The organism is Flavobacteriales bacterium (assembly GCA_013214975.1).
GTDB lineage: Bacteria > Bacteroidota > Bacteroidia > DT-38 > DT-38 > DT-38.
Genome location: JABSPR010000314.1, coordinates 1 through 1,748 on the forward strand (window position 1 = coordinate 1; position 1,748 = coordinate 1,748).

Sequence of the window (1,748 nt, forward strand, 5' to 3'; positions counted from 1 at the left end):
ACTTCGGGTGTAGCAGCACCTTAGATTCAACAACTGTTGTTCGAATCGATTCTGTGATAGCCGACTTCGAATTGGACACCAATAATATTTTTGCAGGAGACATACTCACCTTCACAAACAGTTCTTTTGGTAACAGCTATGCTTGGACTTTTGGTCCAGGCTCAACACCGAGCATTTCAACAATTCAAAACCCAAGCGTATCTTATACCACATCGGAAACTTTCAAACCCATTACTTTAGTTATGTCATCAACTTTTGGCTGTACCGACACACTCACGCAAACGGTTACCGTTGTGGAAGTACCTAGTTCCGGTTCGGGCCAGTTGTGCTGGGTAGATACTCTATCTCAAACTAACGCTAACTTTAATTACGGCTATCAGGTATTGGACCAACATGTAGACTACCTTGGCAATACCTATGTTACTGGTTATGTTCGCGATGAAACTGCGTGGCCCTCTTCATTCAGTATGTTTTTTGTAAAATATGACAACAACGGAAATGAAGTATGGTCGAAAGAGCAAAAAGGCTCAGACTACGTTTTTGGTGATGATTACAGTAGCTCTTATGGAACTTGTATTGCAACAGATCTTGAAGGAAACGTCTATGTTGGTGGTAGTTTTGCTAGTGAAAAGCTGTTACTAGGCAGCAACACAATAACTTTTGATAGAGGAATAGTTCAAGCTTTTGTAATTAAATATGATGCTTTAGGAAATATAGACTGGACCATTCATGGTAGAGCAGAGTCTACCCAACAAAATAATACTGACCCTGTTGGAGTAACAGATATTCTATTTAATAATAAAAATGAAATTTACATATCTGCAAGAGGTGTTCATCCTGAATTTGCTTTTCCAGACGGGTCTGTCATAGATCTTTTTCAAAACCAAATATTTATATTTAAAATAAATGACAATGGTGATTACCTCAACCATATAGTAGCTGGGCCTGGTGGCTACCATTCTAGCACTGTAAACTATGACATAATGTACAGCTCTAATACGGGTAATTTAAACGAATGGACTTTTGTTTCTCCCAAATTAGCTCAAACAAAGTGTAACGATATTTTGATCGTAGGAAACTATAAAGCCAATGCAATATTTGGACAGGACACCCTAGTTACCACAGCCATGAGAAGCGGATATGTTGTTATGGCCGATCAAAATTTGACAGCTTGGAAGCATTCATTTACAACTTACGGATATACGGGCACCCATATGCTGCAATATTCTCCCGACTACATCCCTTCTTTCACGCTTGATGAAGATGATAACTTTTACATTTCAAAATACTGGGGAATCAATAGAATAAACGGATCAGAAGGTTATTCATTTCAAACTTTTGCTATGGATATAGACAATCAAACTTTACCGAATAGACAAGGCGCTGTGGTCATTAAATATGATATTAATGGAAACCTACAATGGTACAAAAATAGTCCGGCAAGCTATATAAAGAGTATGTATGCCGCTAGCAACGATAATATTTTACTGTTTGGTGAATACCGAAACACTTTGGCCCTTGCATCTATACCAACAGCTGCTTATGGCCTTCCTCCCATTGGAGAAAAAGACTTATTCATTGGATCCATGAATGGAGCTGGTACCGTAAATTGGCTAAGGAGCGTAGGTACAACGAATGAAGATAAAGGATTTTTTATGGATGGAAATAAATGTGGTGACATCTACTTTTCAGGAAGTATGAATGGTAGCACAACTATGGATGGCATATCGACAACGAGTAATGACAAT

1 protein-coding gene is annotated in these 1,748 nt (G+C 38.4%); it reads left to right on the forward strand.

All coding sequences use genetic code 11. The features are described from left to right. On the forward strand, positions 1 to 1,748 hold a 1,748-nt coding region (locus HRT72_10015), incomplete at both ends, for a hypothetical protein (protein NQY68040.1).